Origin of the sequence: Streptomyces sp. NPDC056296 (genome assembly GCF_042268605.1) — a bacterium.
Classification (GTDB): Bacteria; Actinomycetota; Actinomycetes; order Streptomycetales; family Streptomycetaceae; genus Streptomyces.
The window spans coordinates 37,341-52,428 of the sequence record NZ_JBHJRX010000008.1; the positions used below are offsets into that span (position 1 = coordinate 37,341).

General features: G+C 71.5%; 11 protein-coding genes. 9 read left to right on the forward strand and 2 right to left on the reverse strand.

All coding sequences use genetic code 11. From position 1 onward, the window contains the following. Nucleotides 1-57 precede the first annotated feature (57 nt). The 4 genes from ACFCZF_RS07640 to ACFCZF_RS07655 all read left to right on the forward strand — a co-directional run bounded on the left by ACFCZF_RS07640 (nt 58) and on the right by ACFCZF_RS07655 (nt 6,815). Entirely contained in the window at nt 58-1,527 is a 1,470-nt protein-coding gene (locus tag ACFCZF_RS07640) for an aminotransferase class III-fold pyridoxal phosphate-dependent enzyme (RefSeq protein WP_376670878.1), read from the forward strand. A gap of 266 nt (nt 1,528-1,793) precedes the next feature. Continuing rightward, the gene (locus ACFCZF_RS07645) at nt 1,794-3,758 is read left to right on the forward strand and encodes an IucA/IucC family protein (protein ID WP_376670879.1); all 1,965 of its coding nucleotides are present in this window, start codon (nt 1,794-1,796) and stop codon (nt 3,756-3,758) included. A gap of 114 nt (nt 3,759-3,872) precedes the next feature. Continuing rightward, a complete protein-coding gene (locus ACFCZF_RS07650) occupies nt 3,873-4,571 on the forward strand; it encodes a GNAT family N-acetyltransferase (protein WP_376670880.1) in 699 nt (232 codons plus the stop codon). A 234-nt stretch (nt 4,572-4,805) separates the two neighbouring features. After that, nucleotides 4,806-6,815: an ATP-dependent DNA helicase gene (locus ACFCZF_RS07655; protein WP_375920015.1), complete on the forward strand. Its 2,010-nt coding sequence runs from the start codon at nt 4,806-4,808 to the stop codon at nt 6,813-6,815. Between the two features lie 122 nt (nt 6,816-6,937). On the opposite strand, the gene lexA is transcribed toward ACFCZF_RS07655, so the two are convergent. After that, nucleotides 6,938-7,717, reverse strand: coding sequence for a transcriptional repressor LexA (gene lexA / locus ACFCZF_RS07660; RefSeq protein WP_376670881.1), 780 nt, complete (start codon nt 7,715-7,717; stop codon nt 6,938-6,940). Between the two features lie 565 nt (nt 7,718-8,282). Here lexA and nrdR point away from each other — a divergent pair. Both nrdR and ACFCZF_RS07670 read left to right on the forward strand, forming a co-directional pair. Continuing rightward, nucleotides 8,283-8,834 carry a transcriptional regulator NrdR gene (gene nrdR / locus ACFCZF_RS07665; protein ID WP_376670882.1) on the forward strand — a complete coding sequence of 184 codons (552 nt, stop codon included), beginning with the start codon at nt 8,283-8,285 and terminating at the stop codon, nt 8,832-8,834. A gap of 168 nt (nt 8,835-9,002) precedes the next feature. After that, a complete protein-coding gene (locus tag ACFCZF_RS07670; protein ID WP_376670883.1) occupies nt 9,003-11,906 on the forward strand; it encodes a vitamin B12-dependent ribonucleotide reductase in 2,904 nt (967 codons plus the stop codon). A 66-nt stretch (nt 11,907-11,972) separates the two neighbouring features. On the opposite strand, the gene ACFCZF_RS07675 is transcribed toward ACFCZF_RS07670, so the two are convergent. After that, the gene (locus ACFCZF_RS07675; RefSeq protein ID WP_376670884.1) at nt 11,973-12,506 is read right to left on the reverse strand and encodes a TerD family protein; all 534 of its coding nucleotides are present in this window, start codon (nt 12,504-12,506) and stop codon (nt 11,973-11,975) included. A 158-nt stretch (nt 12,507-12,664) separates the two neighbouring features. On the opposite strand from ACFCZF_RS07675, the gene ACFCZF_RS07680 reads away from it, so the two are divergent. The 3 genes from ACFCZF_RS07680 to ACFCZF_RS07690 all read left to right on the forward strand — a co-directional run bounded on the left by ACFCZF_RS07680 (nt 12,665) and on the right by ACFCZF_RS07690 (nt 14,969). Beyond that, nucleotides 12,665-13,270, forward strand: a complete 606-nt coding sequence (locus tag ACFCZF_RS07680; RefSeq protein ID WP_376670885.1) for a YdbC family protein — start codon at nt 12,665-12,667, stop codon at nt 13,268-13,270. A gap of 121 nt (nt 13,271-13,391) precedes the next feature. Then, a complete protein-coding gene (locus ACFCZF_RS07685; RefSeq protein WP_375920000.1) occupies nt 13,392-14,051 on the forward strand; it encodes a histidine phosphatase family protein in 660 nt (219 codons plus the stop codon). A 12-nt stretch (nt 14,052-14,063) separates the two neighbouring features. Further along, entirely contained in the window at nt 14,064-14,969 is a 906-nt protein-coding gene (locus ACFCZF_RS07690; RefSeq protein ID WP_376670886.1) for an ADP-ribosylglycohydrolase family protein, read from the forward strand. The last annotated feature ends 119 nt before the right edge of the window (nt 14,970-15,088 follow it).

The following is a 15,088-nucleotide window of genomic DNA, read 5'->3' on the forward strand; positions in this document are numbered from 1 at the left end:
TGCCGAAGGCGCCCCGACACGTCGGGTCGCGGCTGGACAGCGAGAGGTCGGGAAGCCGTGGCGGAATCCGCGTGCAGGGGGTTTACGTCCGAGGGCAGGAACGCCGGGCCGACCGCGGGAAAGGGCGCTGCGGGTGCGGCGCCCGCGCGGACGCGTACCGCGCAGGAGAGCGCCCCGAAGCGCCAGCCGGCGCGTGAGTCCGCGGCACGCACCTACGCGCGCGCCCTTCCCGTCGTACCGGTCCGGGCCCGGGGGCTCACCATCGAGGGCGCCGACGGCCGCCGCTACCTGGACTGCGTCTCGGGCGCGGGGACACTGGCCCTGGGACACAACCACCCGGTCGTGCTGGAGGCGATCCGCAAGGTCCTCGACTCCGGCGCTCCTTTGCAGGTCATGGACCTCACCACACCCGTCGAGGACGCCTTCGTCACCGAGTTGCTGCACACCCTGCCGCCCGGACTCGCCGACCACGCGCGCGTGCGGTTCTGCGGACCGTCCGGTACGGATCCGGTCGCCACCGCCGTCGGACTGGTCCGCGCCGCCACCGGGCGGCATCGGGTGATCACCTTCACCGGAACCCACCACCGGGCGGTGACCGCCGAGGCGTGCGCGGGCCCCGGCGACGCCTGCGACACCCGCCGTGCGCCCCTGCCCTACCCGCAGGACCGGCACTGCCCGTTCGGCGTCGGGGGCGATCGCGGGGCCGAACTCGCCGCCCACTGGGCCGAGTCCGTCCTCGACGACCGCCGCTCGGCGGACCAGCCGCCCGCCGGGATGCTCCTCGAACCGGTCCACGGCGAAGGCGGGGTGCTTGCCGCGCCGGACGCCTGGATGCGACGCATGCGCCGGATCACGGCGGAACGCGCCGTACTGCTGATCGCCGACGAGACCGAGACGGGCGTCGGGCGGACCGGCGCCTTCTGGGCGGTCGAACACAGCGGCGTCATGCCCGACGTGCTGGTCCTGTCCAAGGCGATCGGCGGCAGCCTGCCGCTGGCCGCGGTGGTGCACCGCGACGACCTGCACACCGGGGAGCCCGGTGCCGGCACCTTCCGCGGCAACCAACTCGCCCTGGCCGCGGGCGCGGCGACCCTCGCCCACGTACGCGAGCACCGCCTCGCCGAGCACGCAGCCGTACTGGGGAGCCGGATGCTGACCCGACTGCGCGGCCTGGCCGAGGAGTTCCGGTGCGTCGGTGACGTGCGCGGGCGGGGACTGATGCTCGGCGTCGAACTGGTCGCACCGGACGGTACGTGCGAGGCCCCTGCCCACGGCACGGACACCGGCCCCGCGCCGGGCACCGCCGCGGAGGTCGCCGCCGCCGTCCAGCGGGAGTGCCTGCGCCGCGGGCTGATCGTGGACCTCGCGGGCCCGCCCGGAAACGTCGTACGACTACTCCCGCCGCTGATCGTCACCGAGGAGCAGACGTCGGCGGTCCTGGACCGCCTCGCCGACGCGGTGGCGACGGTGGACCGAAGCCATGGCGACCCCCACGCCCCACCGCACGGGGCGCGCGCCGCGCGCTGAGATCCGCCGCCCAGGCCACAGCACGTCACGAGGGACCCGCCTTGCACACCACCCCCACACCCCGACCGACAACCGCCGCGATCACCGGATCGCCGCCGACCACCCCTGCCGCCCCGGCACCGCCGGCTGCCGCCGCCCATCCGGGCTCGGGTCCGGCCGCTGCTGGCCATTCGGGCTCGGTTCCGGTTGCTGCCGCTCATCCGGGCTTGGTTCCGGTTGCTGCTGGCCAGCCGGGGTCGGTTCCGGTTGCTGCCGCTCATCCGGGCTTGGTCCCGGCTGCCGCTGCTCATCCGGGCACGGTTCCGGCCGCCGCTGCCAGGCCGGGGCCCGTTCCGGCCGCCGCTGACCCCGCGCCCGTAACGGCCCTCGCCGCCCTCCCCGCGACCGCGCCCCCGCTCACCGCCGATGCCCTGGACCACGCCGACCCGTACACGGGCGCCCAGGCGGCGACCGTGGAGAACCTGCTGCGCTGCTGGGCGCGCGAGACCGACGCGACCGCCCCCGGCAGCGGCGTCCTCCATGTGCCGCTCCCGGCCAGCGGCACGGCCCTGACCGTTCCCGTCCATTACTGGTCGCCGACGGGACGGCACCGATTCGGCCTCCCGCGCCTGGCCGGCGCCGCCGACCCGGCACCCCCGGTCGACGCAGTCACCGTCGCCGCGCTGCTCGTACGGGAGACGGCCGGCGACCCGGGCCCAGACGGGGCCGACCTCGTGGCGCGTGTCGCCGACTCCGTCCGCCGTACCGCCGTCTTCCTCCGCGACCGTCGGGAGGACCGCCCCTCCGACGACGCCGACGACGCCGACGACGCCGACGGCGCCGACGGCTCCGACGGCCCCGACGGCCCCGGCGGCGGCCCCGACCTCTTCCTCGCCGCCGAGCAGGCGCTGCTCCTCGGGCACCCACTGCACCCCACACCCAAGAGCCGAGAAGGGCTCACGGAGGCGGAGGCACAGCGGTACTCACCCGAGGTGCGCGGCGCCTTCCCCCTGCACTGGGTGGCCGTCGCCCCCTCCGTCCTCGCCACCGACTCCGCCTGGACCGAGCGCGGTCGCCCGGTCACCGCACCCCGGCTCACCGCACGCCTCGCCGGGGACGGGCCGGCACCGCCGGACGGCTACGCGCTCCTTCCCCTGCATCCCTGGCAGTACCGCGCGGTACTGCACCGACCGGAGACCGCGGCCCTGCTGGACGCGGGACTGCTCAGGGACCTCGGCGCGCAGGGCGCCCCCTGGCACCCCACCTCCTCGCTCCGAACCGTTTACCGGACCGGCGCCCCCGCCATGCTCAAGCTCTCGCTGGCCCTGCACATCACCAACTCCCGCCGGGAGAACCTCCGCAAGGAACTCCACCGCGGAGTCGAGGTCCACCGCCTGCTGCGCACCGGGGTGTCCCGCCAGTGGCAGGCCGTCCACCCGGACTTCGACATCGTCCGGGACCCGGCCTGGCTCGCCGTGGACGGACCGGACGGAGAGCCGCTGCGAGGGCTCGACGTCGTCATCCGGCACAACCCCTTCCGGCCCACCGACGACGTCTCCTGCGTCGCGGGTCTCGTCGCGCCCCGGCCGTACGGGCAGGCGGACGACTCCGGCCGGCCCACCGCCCGCGTCCCGCGCTCCCGGCTGGCCGAGGTCGTCACCCGACTCGTCGGGCGGACCGGCCGCCTCCGCCAAGCCGTCGCCGCCGAGTGGTTCCTGCGCTACCTCCATCACGTCGTACGCCCCGTCCTGTGGCTGGACGCGCACGCCGGGATCGCCCTGGAGGCGCATCAGCAGAACACGCTCCTCCTGCTGGACACCGACGGCTGGCCCGCCGGCGGCCGCTACCGCGACAACCAGGGCTACTACTTCCGCGAGTCCCGGCGCGCGGACCTCGACGCCCGGCTGACCGGCATCGGCGAGCACAGTGACACGTTCGTCTCCGACGAGGTCACCGACGAGCGCTTCGCGTACTACCTCGCCATCAACAACGTGTTCGGCCTCATCGGCGCCTTCGGTTCCCAGCACCTCGCCGACGAACGGCTGCTGCTCGCGGCCTTCCGCCGTTTCCTGCGCGATCTCGCGTCGGGCCCCGCCCCCCTGCACAGCCCGCTGCCCGCGCTGCTCCTCGACTCGCCCGTACTGCGCTGCAAGGCCAACCTGCTGACCCGGCTGCGCGGCCTGGACGAACTCGTCGGCCCGGTGGACACCCAGTCCGCCTACGTCACCATCACCAACCCGCTGCGCGCCTGAGCACACCGCCGACCCTTCGCCGGCCCCCTCCCCGGCCCCCTCCCCGGCCCCCTCCCCGGACCTCTTCCCGACACCCCTCCCGACACCCCTCCCGCCTCCCGAAAGAGCGACACCGTGGCTTCCACCGATGCGAGCGCCGACGACACCCTGGACCTGCACCTCCCCGAGGAGTTCGTCGCCCTCTTCGGGCAGGGGAAGCAGGGGGACGACCCAGCGGGGACGGAGACGACGCGGGCCGGCGACGACCTGCTCGACCGTGTCGCCGACTGGGGTCCGGCCGTCACTCCCGCGGGCGTCTTCCACCTGGTGCCCGTCCGTACCGATCGGGACCTCCCGGTGATCACCCGTTGGATGAACGACCCCGCCGTCGCCGCGTTCTGGGAACTGACCGGACCGCAGAGCGTGACCGAGGAGCACGTACGGGCACAGCTCGCCGGCGACGGACGCAGCGTCCCGTGCGTCGGCATGCTGGACGGGGTGCCGATGAGCTACTGGGAGATCTACCGGGCCGACCTCGACCCGCTGGCCCGGTACTGTCCCGTCCGGCCGCACGACACCGGTCTCCACCTCCTGATCGGCGACGGCACCGACCGCGGGCAGGGCATCGGTACCACGCTGATCAGGACCGTCACCGACCTCGTCCTCGCGAGGCGGCCCGCCTGCACGCGTGTGCTCGCCGAACCCGACGTCCGCAACACGGCCTCCGTCGCCGCGTTCCTCGGCGCCGGTTTCCGGTTCGCCGCCGAGGTCGACCTGCCCGCCAAGCGGGCCGCCCTCGTGATCCGGCACCGGACGCCGCGCGAGCTGCCGTAGCGTCGTGCGGCCCAGTCCCGACGGCCCGATCAGTGCCGCCCCCACTCGCCGACCGGCGCCCCGCCCGCCCAGGAGCCCACCCTTGCCCCCGTCCTCCCCGCAGCCCGTCCCGCCCCCGCCCTCCCTGCCGTCCGTCCCGCCCCCGTTCTCCCCGCAGTCCGTCCCGCCCCCGCCGTCCCTCGCTCCCGCCTCGCCCGTCCGTTTGTCAGTGCCGGGCCGTAGGGTGGTCGCGCTATGACGAAGCCCTCACTCCCCGAACTCCTGCACGCCGCCGTCACCGCCGTCGGCGGCACGGAGCGTCCCGGCCAGGTGGCCATGGCCGAAGCCGTCGAGGAAGCCATCGACGGCGGCTCCCATCTGCTGGTCCAGGCCGGCACCGGCACCGGCAAGTCACTGGGCTATCTGGTGCCCGCGCTGGCGCAAGGGGAGCGGGTCGTCGTGGCGACCGCGACCCTGGCCCTGCAGCGCCAGCTGGTGGAGCGTGACCTGCCGCGGACGGTCGACGCGCTCCATCCGCAGCTGCGCCGCCGTCCGGAGTTCGCGATGCTCAAGGGCAGGTCGAACTACCTGTGCCTGCACCGGCTCCACGAGGGAGTACCGCAGGAAGAGGAGGAGGGCCTCTTCGACCAGTTCGAGGCCGCCGCCCCCACCAGCAAGCTGGGCCAGGACCTGCTGCGGATGCGCGACTGGGCGGACGGGACCGAGACCGGCGACCGCGACGACCTCACGCCCGGTGTGTCCGACCGGGCATGGTCGCAGGTGTCGGTGTCGTCCCGGGAGTGCCTGGGCGCCTCGAAGTGCGCGTACGGAGCCGAGTGCTTCGCCGAGATGGCCCGGGAGCGCGCCAAGCTCTCCGAGGTCGTCGTCACCAATCACGCCCTGCTCGCCATCGACGCCATCGAGGGCGCTCCGGTCCTGCCGCAGCACGAGGTGCTGATCGTCGACGAGGCGCACGAGCTGGTCTCCCGGGTCACCGGGGTCGCCACCGGCGAACTCACCCCCGGCCAGGTCAACCGGGCGGTGCGGCGGGCCGCGAAGCTCGTCAACGAGAAGGCCGCCGACCAGCTCCAGACCGCGGCCGAGGGCTTCGAGCGGCTGATGGAGCTGGCGCTGCCGGGGCGCCTGGAGGAGGTCCCGGAGGATCTCGGCTACGCGCTCATGGCACTGCGCGACGCCTGCCGTACGGTCATCTCCGCGATCGGCGCGACCCGCGACAAGTCGGTGCAGGACGAGGACGCCGTCCGCAAGCAGGCGCTGGCCTCCGTGGAGTCCGTGCACGACGTGTCGGAGCGGATCACGAACGGGTCCGAGTGGGACGTCGTCTGGTACGAGCGACACGAGCCCCGCGGCGGAGCCGCATATCGGCCCAGTGGGGCCTCCCTGCGGGTCGCTCCCATGTCCGTCGCGGGCCTGCTGCGCGAGAAGCTCTTCACGGACCGCTCGGTCGTCCTGACCTCCGCGACCCTCAAGCTGGGCGGCGACTTCAACGGCGTCGGGGCGTCCCTGGGCCTCGCCCCCGAGGGCACCGAAGGCGATGACGTGCCCCAGTGGAAGGGCGTCGACGTCGGCTCGCCGTTCGACTACCGCAAGCAGGGCATCCTGTACGTCGCCAAGCACCTGGCGCGCCCCGCCCGTGACGGCGACCGCGGCGACATGCTGGACGAGCTCACGGAGCTGATCCAGGCGGCCGGCGGCCGCACGCTGGGCCTGTTCTCCTCGATGCGGGCGGCCCAGCTGGCCGCAGAGGAACTGCGCTCCCGCATCCCGGAGTACCCGATCCTGCTCCAGGGCGAGGAGACGCTCGGCGAGCTGATCAAGAACTTCGCCGCCGACCCGAAGACCTGCCTCTTCGGCACGTTGTCGCTCTGGCAGGGCGTCGACGTCCCCGGGCCGAGCTGCCAGCTGGTCGTCATGGACAAGATTCCGTTCCCGCGCCCGGACGACCCTCTGATGAGCGCCCGCCAGAAGGCGGTGGAGGAGGCCGGCGGCAACGGCTTCATGGCGGTCGCCGCCACGCACGCCGCGCTGCTGATGGCCCAGGGCGCGGGCCGTCTCGTACGGGCGTCGGGCGACCGCGGCGTGGTCGCCGTACTGGACCAGCGACTGGCGACGGCCCGGTACGGGAGCTATCTGAAGGCGTCACTGCCCGACTTCTGGTTCACCACCGACCGCAACCAGGTCCGCAAGTCGCTGGCCGCGATCGACGCGAAGGCGCGGCAGACGGAGGAGACGGAAGGCGACTGACCCGCAGGGGGTTCACCACGGCCCGACTCCGCACAGCGCGGGGCCCCGGAACCGGCGCAGAGGTTCCGGGGCCCGGTCGGGTCGGCGGGTCGCTGTCGTGGCGTACCCGCCCGCCGTGGCGCTCAGACGCGGCGCAGTACGGCCACCACCTTGCCGAGGATGGTCGCGTCGTCACCGGCGATCGGCTCGTACGCCGAGTTGTGCGGGAGGAGCCAGACGTGGCCGTCCTCGCGCTTGAAGCGCTTGACGGTGGCCTCACCCTCAAGCATCGCGGCCACGATGTCGCCGTTCTCGGCGACCGGCTGACGGCGGACCGTGACCCAGTCGCCGTCGCAGATGGCGGCCTCGATCATCGAGTCGCCGACGACCTTCAGGACGAACAGCTCGCCGTCACCGACCAGCTGCCGGGGCAGGGGGAAGACGTCCTCGACGGACTCCTCGGCGAGGATCGGACCACCGGCGGCGATGCGCCCGACGAGCGGGACGTACGACGCGGCCGGCTTGCCCGCGGTGTCCGTGGGCTGCACGGAGGCGGCCTGGTCGGAGCCGCGCACCTCGTAGGCACGCGGGCGGTGCGGGTCGCGGCGCAGGAAGCCCTTGCGCTCCAGTGCCATCAGCTGGTGCGCGACGGAGGAGGTGCTGGAGAGGCCGACGGCCTGGCCGATCTCCCGCATCGACGGCGGGTAGCCGCGCCGTTGCACGGAGTCGCGGATGACCTCGATCACCCGGCGTTGGCGGTCGGTGAGTCCCGAGCTGTCGGCCCGGATGCCAGGAGGTCGGCCTGGCAGGGAGCGCTTGTGCCCCTCGGGATTCGTGGCGTCGCTCATCGCGTGCACCGGCTCAGGTCGGCCCTGGGGGCGCTCCTGGGCAGTGATGGTGGCACTGTCGGCGGTGGTGGTCACGTCGGCCCCTCTCGATGGTCTCCCTGCTGCACAACGGTAGTAGCTTTCGAAAGGTTGCGCCAAACACACGTTCGAGTGAAAAATCGCGAATCGCTCGCCTGGGCCGTGTTGCTAGGTGTATGGCTATCGCGGTGCCTGGCGGACAAAAGGGCCCATTGCTGTACTCTTCACCGCCGTGGTGACAACCTCGGGGAGGTCGCTCCAGTCTGCCATCCGGCATCCCGTTCGACGGCGTGGGTCCCCTCATCTGTGCGGTAGTCCCACGCCCCCTCCTCGCGGTGCCCACGGTATCTCCGCATGCGCCCGGGCGATACGGCCGTGCGTGCGCGCGTCCGCCGCGCCGCCCCGGTCGTACGGCGCCTGTACGTACCGGAGCGACACGCGTGCAGGGCGTGTATGTATGAGCCAATCCCCACATCTAGTGGTTGGATTGCATCAGCAGCCCACAAGTTGTGGTCCCCCGGGTCTTCGAGCCCGCCGCGATCGCCTATGCTGGGGGCTGCTTCGAGGGGCCTGAAGGGTCTTTCGAGGCTATTGAGTCTGCTGTGAGGAGGGTTCGGAGTTCATGCACTGCCCCTTCTGCAGGCACCCCGACAGCCGGGTCGTCGACAGTCGTACGACCGACGACGGCACGTCGATCCGCAGACGCCGCCAGTGTCCTGACTGCTCCCGTCGTTTCACGACCGTGGAGACGTGTTCGCTCATGGTGGTGAAGCGGTCCGGGGTCACCGAACCGTTCAGCCGCACCAAGATCATCAACGGTGTGCGCAAGGCCTGCCAGGGCCGGCCCGTCACCGAGGACGCGCTCGCCCAGCTCGGCCAGCGGGTCGAGGAGGCGGTGCGGGCCACCGGAAGCGCCGAGCTGACCACCCACGACGTGGGGCTGGCCATACTCGGTCCGTTGCAGGAACTCGACCTCGTCGCCTATCTGCGATTCGCCTCCGTCTACCGGGCGTTCGACTCGCTCGACGACTTCGAGGCCGCGATCGCGGAACTCAGGGAGGCGACGGGGCATCCCGGCGGAGACGGCGACGACGCCGACGCGGGGAGCCAGGAGAACGACCGCGGGTCCACGGGGGCGGCACAGGTCCCCGAGCCCGCGGGCGCCGCCGACTGACCGGCGGGCCGGACCCGGACTTCGGCGCCCGGGGCCCGGCCGGACGGCGGCGAGTGACAAAGACCTGTTGCGGGCGGTGCGAGAGATGCCCGCAACACAAGACAGAACACCGTGCCACGGGAACAATCGGGGCACTTCAGGGCGTTTTCGCCCGTACAGGGAGGCGGCATGACAGAGACGGCGAGCGGTCCGGCACGGAGTTCCCGCGCCAAGGGCACCAAGGCGGGCAAGGGACTCCGCGTCGAGCGCGTCCACACCACTCCCGGCGTCCACCCCTACGACGAGGTGGCCTGGGAGCGTCGTGACGTCGTCATGACCAACTGGCGCGACGGCTCGGTCAACTTCGAGCAGCGTGGCGTCGAGTTCCCCGAGTTCTGGTCGGTGAACGCGGTCAACATCGTCACCAGCAAGTACTTCCGGGGTGCCGTCGGCACCCCGCAGCGCGAGGTGAGCCTGAAGCAGCTCATCGACCGCATCGTGAAGACGTACCGGAAGGCCGGCGAGGACCACAAGTACTTCGCCTCGCCCGCCGACGCCGAGATCTTCGAGCACGAGCTGGCCTACGCCCTCCTGCACCAGATCTTCAGCTTCAACAGCCCCGTCTGGTTCAACGTCGGCACGCCCCAGCCGCAGCAGGTCTCCGCCTGCTTCATCCTGTCCGTCGACGACTCCATGGAGTCGATCCTCGACTGGTACAAGGAAGAGGGCATGATCTTCAAGGGCGGCTCGGGCGCCGGCCTGAACCTCTCCCGGATCCGCTCCTCCAAGGAACTGCTCTCCTCCGGCGGCAACGCCTCGGGACCGGTCTCCTTCATGCGCGGCGCCGACGCCTCCGCCGGCACGATCAAGTCCGGTGGCGCCACCCGCCGTGCCGCCAAGATGGTCATCCTCGACGTCGACCACCCCGACATCGAGGACTTCATCCAGACCAAGGTCTCGGAGGAGGAGAAGATCCGCGCCCTGCGCGACGCGGGCTTCGACATGGACCTGGGCGGCGACGACATCACGTCCGTCCAGTACCAGAACGCCAACAACTCGGTCCGCGTGAACGACACGTTCATGAAGGCCGTCCAGGACGGCGGCAAGTTCGGCCTGACGTCCCGCATGACCGGCGAGGTCATCGAGGAGGTCGAGGCCAAGTCGCTCTTCCGCAAGATGGCCGAGGCCGCGTGGGCGTGCGCCGACCCGGGCATCCAGTACGACGACACCATCAACCACTGGCACACCTGCCCGGAGTCCGGCCGGATCAACGGCTCGAACCCCTGCAGCGAGTACATGCACCTGGACAACACGTCCTGCAACCTCGCCTCGCTGAACCTGATGAAGTTCCTGAAGGACGACGGCAAGGGCCACCAGTCCTTCGACGCCGAGCGCTTCGCCAAGGTCGTCGAGCTCGTCATCACCGCGATGGACATCTCCATCTGCTTCGCGGACTTCCCGACCCAGAAGATCGGCGAGAACACCCGCGCCTTCCGCCAGCTCGGCATCGGCTACGCCAACCTCGGCGCCCTGCTGATGGCGACCGGCCACGCCTACGACTCCGACGGCGGCCGCGCCCTGGCCGGCGCCATCACCTCCCTGATGACCGGCACGTCGTACCGGCGCTCCGCCGAACTCGCCGCGATCGTCGGCCCGTACGACGGCTACGCCCGCAACGCGCAGCCGCACCTGCGGGTCATGAAGCAGCACTCCGACGAGAACGCCAAGGCCGTCCGCATGGACGACCTGGACACGCCGGTCTGGGCCGCCGCCACCGAGGCCTGGCAGGACGTGCTGCGCCTCGGCGAGAAGAACGGCTTCCGCAACTCCCAGGCGTCCGTCATCGCGCCGACCGGCACCATCGGTCTCGCGATGTCCTGCGACACCACCGGCCTCGAGCCCGACCTCGCCCTGGTCAAGTTCAAGAAGCTGGTCGGCGGCGGCTCGATGCAGATCGTCAACGGCACCGTCCCGCAGGCCCTGCGCCGCCTGGGCTACCAGGAGGAGCAGATCGAGGCGATCGTCGCCCACATCGCCGAGCACGGCAACGTGATCGACGCCCCCGGTCTCGCGCACGAGCACTACGAGGTCTTCGACTGCGCCATGGGCGAGCGCTCCATCTCCGCGATGGGCCACGTCCGCATGATGGCCGCGATCCAGCCGTGGATCTCCGGCGCCCTCTCCAAGACGGTCAACCTGCCGGAGTCGGCGACCGTCGAGGACGTCGAGGAGGTCTACTTCGAGGCCTGGAAGATGGGCGTCAAGGCGCTCGCCATCTACCGCGACAACTGCAAGGTCGGCCAGCCCCTCTCCGCCAAGACCAAGTCGGCCAAGGACGCGGAGAAGGCTGAGGTGACCGAGACCACCGAGGCGGCCATCCGCGAGACGGTCGAGAAGATCGTCGAGTACCGCCCGGTCCGCAAGCGCCTCCCGAAGGGTCGTCCCGGCATCACCACCTCCTTCACGGTCGGCGGCGCCGAGGGCTACATGACGGCCAACTCCTACCCGGACGACGGTCTCGGCGAGGTCTTCCTGAAGATGTCCAAGCAGGGCTCGACCCTCGCGGGCATGATGGACGCCTTCTCCATCGCGGTCTCCGTCGGCCTCCAGTACGGCGTGCCGCTGGAGACGTACGTCTCGAAGTTCACCAACATGCGCTTCGAGCCGGCCGGCATGACGGACGACCCGGACGTGCGGATGGCGCAGTCGATCGTCGACTACATCTTCCGCCGCCTGGCGCTGGACTTCCTGCCCTTCGAGACGCGCTCCGCGCTCGGCATCCACTCCGCCGAGGAGCGTCAGCGTCACCTGGAGACGGGTTCGTACGAGCCGTCCGACGACGAGCTCGACGTCGAGGGCCTGGCCCAGTCGGCGCCACGCGCCCAGGAACTGAAGGCCGTCGCCACGCCGAAGGCCGAGGTCGAGGCGGCCAAGCCCGCTCCGCAGCAGGCGCACACCAGCGCCGAGCTGGTGGAGATGCAGCTGGGCATCCAGGCCGACGCCCCGCTGTGCTTCTCCTGCGGCACGAAGATGCAGCGCGCCGGTTCCTGCTACATCTGCGAGGGCTGCGGCTCGACCAGCGGTTGCAGCTGACGCGTAGGTCTCCATGAGTAAGGGGCGTCCGCCTGGGCGGACGCCCCTTACTCATGCCCGGCGACGTCAGGACCGGCGTACCGCGCCCATCGTGGCGGCGAACGTCGCGGGGTCGCCCTCGAAGCCGTGCACCCCGGCCCGGAACTCCCAGGCCCCCGTCTCGTCCCTGACGAACTCGGCGATCGTGGCCGCCGTAGCGCCCTGGACACCGCTGAAGTCGTCCGTGGCGAGGTCGGTGTAGCCCTCCCTGATGCGCAGGCCCACGTTGGCCACGTCGGCGAAGGACCGGTCCTCGGCGCGCTGCTGGATCGCGACGCCCACCACCACGCGTGCGTACCGGGCGTCGAGCCGCTCCAGTTCCAGCGTCAGGACCTCGTCGAAGCCGAAGCCCTTGCCGTCCTGGCTGTCCCGGTTGAGATAGATGGTGCCGTCGGGGGAGCGGCTGTCGAAGTGCACCACGTAGGAGGGATCGCCGTACGGATCCGCCGCCGTATAGGTCCCCGCGACGACGTCCAGGTCGGCGGGCGGCTCACCCGCCGGACTCGGGTCCCACCGCAGCGCGACCTCGACCTTGCCGATTCCCTTGCTGAGGCCGTTCACGAACTTCCCCTTCCCAGGTCCCCCGCCCTGCCCGGCCACCTCAAGTGCCGAGCGGTGACGGCCGGTTGTCCATCCTGCCACGCACAGCGAGGCAGTTGCGGGCAAGCGGTCCTCCCGAGAGTGACCGGTGCCACGTTCCCTGGCCTTACCATGGCGCGGTGCTGGTCAAGTGGATTCGCTGCACCGTGGTGGACCGCCGCGGTTTCGAGCGGGGGCAGCGAAAGTGGGCGGGGCTTCCGGGGGAGCCGGGATTTCGGGGGCAGGGGGGTGGCTGGAGCCGGGGGCGGCAGGACGTGGCGCATGTCTTCGCCTTCTGGGAGAGCCGTGCCTTCTACGACTCCTTCATGGCCCGCTCACACGACCGGCTCGCCTCTGCCCAGGCGGGCACCTTCAAGGACGCCCAGGTCAGGCTCTTCGACTACCGGTTCGATGTGAAGACCGGGTTCGAACCGCGCTTCACGGACGCCGACCTGCTGCGGGTGGCGCTCTGCCGCGTCCACGAGGAGCGGGCCGAGCACTACGTCCTCATGCAGGAGAAGGTCTGGAACCCCGCGATGGCCGGCTCGCCCGGCATGATCCGCGGGCTGTTCGGTGAGGCGCCGGGGAACGAGTACCTGGTCCTGTCCATGTGGCGGTCGGCCGCAGAGCACGGCAAGTACCGCACCGAGCGGGTGGAGCGGCTCGCGCTGCGCGCCCAGACGGAGGCCGACATCGCGGCCCTGACGGGGGACATCGTGCAACTGGAACCCTCGTGGACCGTTTGAGATCCGGACCGACCCTCCCGGTGCCGACGTGCGCCGACCGGGATGTGGGAACTGTGTGACGTACGCCGTATGGGGCCCGTTCGAGTGCTTGCTTCCGCCCGTCTCGATCTAGGGTTCTGGCATGGCACGACCACGGCGCATCGTTCTTGTCCGGCACGGCGAGTCGACGGGCAACGTCGATGACTCCGTGTACGAGCGCGAACCCGACCACGCGCTGGCCCTCACCGCGCAGGGCCGGGCGGAGGCCGAGGAGACGGGCAAGGGGCTGCGCGAGGTGTTCGGCGGCGAGCGGGTCAGTGTGTACGTCTCCCCGTACCGCCGGACGCACGAGACGCTGCGCGCCTTCAACCTCGACCCCGGGCTCATACGGATACGGGAGGAGCCACGGCTCCGTGAGCAGGACTGGGGCAACTGGCAGGACCGGGACGACGTGCGTCTGCAGAAGGCCTACCGGGACGCCTACGGCCACTTCTTCTACCGCTTCGCCCAGGGTGAGTCCGGAGCCGACGTGTACGACCGGGTCGGCGGCTTCCTGGAGAGCCTGTTCCGCAGCTTCGAGGACCCCGATCATCCGCCGAACGTGCTCCTGGTGACCCACGGTCTGGCCATGCGGCTGTTCTGCATGCGGTGGTTCCACTGGACGGTCGCGGAATTCGAGTCGCTGTCGAACCCCGGGAACGGTGAGATGCGGATGCTCGTTCTCGGTGAGGACGGCAAGTACACCCTTGACCGCCCCTTCGATCGCTGGCGAGATCCGGAACCGTACGGGATCACCGGATAGAGTGGCAGTGCGATGACCGCTCATTCACCTCCTGACGGGCGCCTGGACCGGGCCCTGTCCAGCCTGCGCGGACTGTCGGTGGGGGACGCGCTGGGCTCACAGTTCTTCGTGCCCGCGAACTACCCGCTGCTGAAGCTCCGCGAGCTGCCACCCGGCACCTGGCAGTGGACGGACGACACGGAAATGGCCTGCTCCGTGGTCTCCGTTCTGGCCACGCACCACCGCATCGACCAGGACGCGCTGGCGCTCTCCTTCGCCCGGCACCACGACTTCGACCGCGGCTACGGCCCCGCGGTCAACCGCCTCCTGCGACTGGTCCGGGAAGGCGGCGACTGGCGCGAACTCGCCGCCGCGCTGTTCAACGGCCAGGGGTCCTGGGGCAACGGCGCCGCCATGCGTATCGCGCCGCTGGGTGCCTGGTACGCGGACGACCCCGAGCAGGCGACCCATCAGGCGGAGATCTCGGCCTACCCCACGCATCAGCACCGCGAGGCGGTGGTCGGCGCCATGGCGGTCGCCGCGGCCGCCGCACTGGCCGCGGATCCCGCCGGCCCGCCCACCCCGCACGCGCTCCTCGACGGGGTCGTCGCCCTGGTACCGAAGAGCGCGGTCGGTGCCGGACTCCGCCGCGCCCGGGACATGCTCGACTACGGCGACGCGGCCACGGTCGCGGCGGTACTGGGCTGCGGCAGGCGTACGACCGCCCACGACACGGTTCCCTTCGCCCTCTGGTCCGCGGCACGCGCCCTCGGCGACTACGAGCGCGCTTTCTGGACGACCGCCCAGGTCGGCGGGGACGTGGACACGACCTGCGCCATCGTGGGCGGGGTGGTCGCCGCCGGCAAGGCGGGAGCGCCACCGGCCGAGTGGGCCGGGCGGGTCGAGGCGCTGCCCGGGTGGATGGTGACGTCGGCCTAGCCGGACCGGCCGGCCTAGCCGGTCCGCGACGGGCGGCGCGCGGAGGGTCGCGGGAATCCGCCTCAACTCTCCGTGTGTGACGGGAACTCTCCGTGACCGCCCGACCGTTGTCGTGGCAT

Excerpts from the sequence above, each read along its gene's own strand:
- ACFCZF_RS07655 (WP_375920015.1), top strand. The coding sequence starts at position 4,806 with ATGACGAAGCCCTCACTCCCCGAACTCCTGCACGCCGCCGTCACCGCC.
- nrdR (WP_376670882.1), top strand. The coding sequence starts at position 8,283 with ATGCACTGCCCCTTCTGCAGGCACCCCGACAGCCGGGTCGTCGACAGT.
- ACFCZF_RS07670 (WP_376670883.1), top strand. The coding sequence starts at position 9,003 with ATGACAGAGACGGCGAGCGGTCCGGCACGGAGTTCCCGCGCCAAGGGC.
- ACFCZF_RS07685 (WP_375920000.1), top strand. The coding sequence starts at position 13,392 with ATGGCACGACCACGGCGCATCGTTCTTGTCCGGCACGGCGAGTCGACG.
- ACFCZF_RS07690 (WP_376670886.1), top strand. The coding sequence starts at position 14,064 with ATGACCGCTCATTCACCTCCTGACGGGCGCCTGGACCGGGCCCTGTCC.